At 69.0% G+C, this 4,368-nt stretch carries 4 protein-coding genes; 1 reads left to right on the forward strand and 3 read right to left on the reverse strand.

The window, feature by feature from the left end; translation table 11 throughout:
* Positions 1-431 precede the first annotated feature (431 nt).
* A complete protein-coding gene (locus tag WA805_RS24190) occupies positions 432-2,270 on the forward strand; it encodes an acyl-CoA dehydrogenase (RefSeq protein ID WP_425243478.1) in 1,839 nt (612 codons plus the stop codon).
* Positions 2,271-2,280: 10 nt separating this feature from the next.
* Here WA805_RS24190 and WA805_RS24195 read toward each other — a convergent pair whose 3' ends face one another.
* The 3 genes from WA805_RS24195 to WA805_RS24205 all read right to left on the reverse strand — a co-directional run.
* On the reverse strand, positions 2,281-2,574 hold the full coding sequence (locus tag WA805_RS24195; protein WP_422277396.1) for a Dabb family protein: 294 nt from the start codon (positions 2,572-2,574) through the stop codon (positions 2,281-2,283).
* 9 nt (positions 2,575-2,583) lie between these two features.
* Positions 2,584-3,342, reverse strand: a complete 759-nt coding sequence (locus WA805_RS24200; RefSeq protein WP_425243479.1) for a rhomboid family intramembrane serine protease — start codon at positions 3,340-3,342, stop codon at positions 2,584-2,586.
* A 56-nt stretch (positions 3,343-3,398) separates the two neighbouring features.
* A partial coding sequence (locus WA805_RS24205; RefSeq protein WP_425243480.1) for a dihydrolipoamide acetyltransferase family protein occupies positions 3,399-4,368 on the reverse strand: 970 nt, incomplete at its 5' end.

Raw genomic sequence — 4,368 nt, forward strand, 5'->3', positions numbered from 1 at the left:
GGCAGGAACGGGGCGGCGGTGCCGCCCGGCAGGCCGCGGCGGCCGTACCGCCTGCTGCCTGACGGGCATCGCCTGACGGCCGGGCTGTGCGCCGCCCGGCATCCCCTGACGGCTGGGCATTTCGCTAGTAAATTGGCGTGCCGGGAGCGCCCCGTCCGGCAGCCGGGACGGCATGCCATCGCTGGGCTGCCGCACAGGGGCGCCCGCCGAGGGGTTGAGATCTTCCGTCACGAGTCGGAAGCCTAGTCGCAAGGTGTCTGTGATGCCTTAAAAGCGCCGAAACAGGCAGAGACGGGAACCTATCCGTTACGCATCTCTGATCACCCCGTCACGGACGGTTACCTAACCGAAGAACGCAGCCATAGACCTTCGCAAAGTAGCTACTAGTGAGTAACATGTACGTAGGTAGCCGATCCCGCGGAGCGTCTTACATGAGCCATTACAAGAGCAATCTCAGGGACATCGAGTTCAACCTCTTCGAGGTGCTCGGCCGCCAGGAACTTCTTGGCACCGGCCCGTTCGCCGAGGTGGACACCGATACCGCGCGCGACATGCTCGCCGAGATCAACCGGCTCGCGATGGGACCGGTGGCGGAGTCTTTCGCCGACGCCGACCGCAACCCGCCGGTCTTCGATCCCGCGACGGGGACCGTGACGTTGCCTGAGTCGTTCCGCAGGTCATTCCGCGCCCTGATGGACGGCGAGTGGTGGCGGCTGAGCGTGCCGCCAGAGCTCGGCGGGACCGTGGTGCCCAGGTCGCTGGCGTGGGCGGTGGCCGAGTTCATCCTCGGCGCGAACCCGGCCGCCTGGATGTACACGAACGGCCCGACCTTCGCCACCGTGCTGTGGAAGATCGGCACTCCCGAGCAGAAGCGCTTCGCTGAGCAGGCCGTCGAGCGGGAGTGGGGCTCGACGATGGTGCTCACCGAGCCGGATGCGGGCTCGGATGTGGGCGCCGGGCGCGCCAAGGCGATCGAGCAGCCCGACGGGACCTGGCACATCGAGGGCGTCAAGCGGTTCATCACAGGCGGCGAGCACGACATGGCGGAGAACATCTTCCACCTGGTGCTCGCGCGCCCCGAGGGTGCCGCGGGCGGCACCAAGGGCCTGTCCATGTTCCTGGTGCCGAAGTACCTGGTGCGCGAGGACGGCTCGCTCGGCGAGCGGAACGGTGTCAAGGTCACCAACCTCGAGCACAAGATGGGCCTGAAGGTCTCCACGACCTGTGAGCTCACATTTGGCGGCGATCCGGACCGGCCAGCGGTCGGCACCCTGGTCGGCGGCGTGCACGACGGCATCAGGCAAATGTTCCTGATCATCGAGCACGCGCGGATGATGGTCGGCAGCAAGGCGATAGAGACCCTCTCCACCGGGTACCTCAACGCGCTCGACTTCGCCAGGAACCGGGTGCAGGGCCCGGACCTCACCAGGCAGCTGGACAAGACCTCGCCGCGGGTGACGATCATCCACCACCCGGACGTGCGCCGGATGCTGATGCTGCAGAAGGCCTACACGGAGGGCCTGCGCGCGCTCATGCTGTACACGGCTACCCAGCAGGACGCGGTGCAACTCGCCGAGGCGAACGGCACGGTCGACGCGGCCGCGGTCGCGCGCAACGACCTGCTGCTGCCCCTGGTCAAGGGCGTCGGGTCCGAGCGGGCCTACGAGATGCTCGCGCTGTCCCTGCAGACGCTCGGCGGGTCCGGCTTCCTGCAGGACTATCCGATCGAGCAGTACATCAGGGACTCGAAGATCGACAGCCTCTACGAGGGCACCACTGGCATCCAGAGCCTGGACTTCTTCTTCCGCAAGATGGTCCGCGATCAGGGCGCGACCGCGCAGTCCCTGCTCGCCGAGGTCGCCGCGTTCGCGGCGGCCGACAACGGCAACGGGCGCCTGAAGACCGAGCGGGCCGCCCTCGCCGAGGCCGTCTCCCAGATGGAGGCCATGCTGACGGCCATGACCGGCTTCGTGATCGGCTCGCTGGACCGGCCGGAAGAGGTCTACAAGGTCGGGCTCAACTCGGTTCGGCTGCTGCTCGCCTTCGGCGACCTGATCATCGGCTGGCTGCTAGCCCGCCACGCGGAGGTGGCCCAGCGCGCGCTGGACAACGCGGACACGCTCAGCGAAGCCGACCGCGACTTCTACACGGGCAAGATCGCCGTGGCCCGGTTCTTCGCCACGACCGTGCTGCCCCGCCTGGAGACCGAGCGCAAGATCCTCGAGCGGACCAACCTCGACCTGATGGATGTTCCGGAGGCCGCCTTCTAGGGCGGTACAGCTAGAACTCGTACTGCACCGCGGCGCGCTGTGCCGCGATCGGCGTGATGTAGCGCTGCACGATCTCCCGGTGCGCCGGGTCGTCGCGGTAGGCGAAGTAGCCCGCCTCGTCGTCGAAGTCGGCGGTCACGGCGAAGTCGGAGTTCCGCTCCGCGAAGCCGGCGTCCGGCCCGGACGCGAACGCGCGTATCGAGGGAACGATGGACGGCAGCTTCGCGACCTCGGTCGCGGCCGTCTGCTTCTGCTCGTCGGTGGCGTCCGCGGCCCACTTGAACAGCACGGTGTGACGGATCATGCCCCGAGCCTAGATGCCCTTCTCGTCCAGCTCGCGCAGCAGGTCCGCGGCCGCCCGGCTCCCGGGGTGCTGCCCGGTCCCTGGGTGCTCCCCGGCAGGCGTGGTGCGGGCCGGCGCGGTGCGGGCCGGCGCTGCGCTGCGCGGCGGAGAAGCAGGAGAGGCTGCACCGCGCCCGATGCCGGTCGTCCACCCGCCCGCGCCAGCGCCGACCGCGGCCCGCTCACGCAGCAGCCAGGCCGCGAGCAATCCGCCGAACAGCCCGCCGAGGTGGCCGATCCAGCTGATCCCCGGCGTCCCGGGGATCGCGACCTGCAGGATCGTCCAGTACAGCAGCCCCGCCACGATCCCGACGCCGATGTCGAGCAGGTTCCTGTCGAAGAAGCCCCGGGCCACGACGTAACCGAAGTATCCGAAGATCAGCCCGCTGGCCCCGACGGTCGCCTCGCTGCCACTCTGGAACAGCCACACCGCCAGCCCGCTGACCACCGCCACGATGAGCGTCATCAGCAGGAACTTCTTGATCCCGCGGTACGCGGCGAGCACACCGAGGACGAACAACGGCACCGTATTGCCCTCGATGTGCTGCCACGAGATGTGCAGGAACGGCGCGGTGAAGATCTCCGGCAGCCGGCTCACGTTATGCGGCAAGATGCCGAAATCTACGTCCAGCCGGTACCCGTCGGCCCAGTTGAACACCTGCAGCATCCAGAGGAGCGCGACGAACGCGCCCATCAGCACCAGCGCGTCACGCAGTTTGCGCACCGACATGCCCGCGACCCCTATCTACCTGGGCGACCGTCAACCAACCTGGCCGGGCCGAACGCTCACGACCAGGCGAGCATCCGGACCGGATCTTCTAGCATTGAGCCTACGTCGCGGAGCACCGCTGAGCCGAGTTGTCCGTCCACGATTCTGTGGTCGAACGACAGCGACAGCGTCGTCACCTTGCGCACCGCGAGCTCGCCCTGGTGCACCCATGGCGCGTCCCGCACCTGGCCGAAGGCGAGGATCGCCGCTTCGCCCGGCGTCAGGATGGGCGTCCCGGCGTCCACGCCGAACACGCCCACGTTGGTGATCGTGATCGTGCCGCCCGTCAGGTCGCCCGGCGTGGCCTTGCCCGCCCGCGCCGTGGCCGCGAGCTCGTCGAGCGCCCGCGCCAGCCCGGCCAGTGAGAGTGCCTGCGCGCCCTTAACGTTGGGTACGAGCAGGCCCCGCTCGGCCGCCACCGCGATGCCCAGGTTGACGTAGGGCTTGACCACGATCTCCTGGGCGGCCTCGTCCCACGTCGAGTTGACCATGGGGTGCCTGCCGGCCGCGACCAGCAGCGCCTTGGCGACGAACAGCAGCGGCGACACCTTGACCTCGGCGAACTCGGGCAGCTCGCGCGCCCGCCGCACCGCGGCCATGGTCTCGGTGACGTCCACTTGGAGGAATTCCGTCACGTGCGGCGCGGTGAACGCACTGGCCACCATCGCCGCGGCGATGTGCTTGCGCACTCCGCGTACCGGGATCCGCTCTTCGGTTCGCTGCTGGCTGGCCGTCGCGGCGGCGTGCTGCTCGTCACTAGGTGCCGCCGCCTGATATCCAGAACGTACGGTGGCGTCTCCCGCGGCCTGCTGCACATCCTCGCGGGTGACAGACCCCTCAGGCCCGCTCCCTGTCAGCGCGGACAGGTCGACGCCCAGGTCCCTGGCGAGCCGCCGCACCGGCGGTTTCGCGAGCGCCCGCGACACCTGGGGTGGCGGCGGGCCCGGCTGGGAGGTGCCCGGCATCGCCGGCGACGGGGGATACGAC

The sequence above is a fragment of the Trebonia sp. genome, from assembly GCF_049794275.1.
GTDB lineage: Bacteria > Actinomycetota > Actinomycetes > Streptosporangiales > Streptosporangiaceae > Trebonia.

Bases quoted from the DNA above. Each gene is read 5' to 3' on its own strand.
- WA805_RS24195 (WP_422277396.1), bottom strand. From the start codon at position 2,574: ATGATCCGTCACACCGTGCTGTTCAAGTGGGCCGCGGACGCCACCGAC.
- WA805_RS24200 (WP_425243479.1), bottom strand. From the start codon at position 3,342: ATGTCGGTGCGCAAACTGCGTGACGCGCTGGTGCTGATGGGCGCGTTC.
- WA805_RS24190 (WP_425243478.1), top strand. From the start codon at position 432: ATGAGCCATTACAAGAGCAATCTCAGGGACATCGAGTTCAACCTCTTC.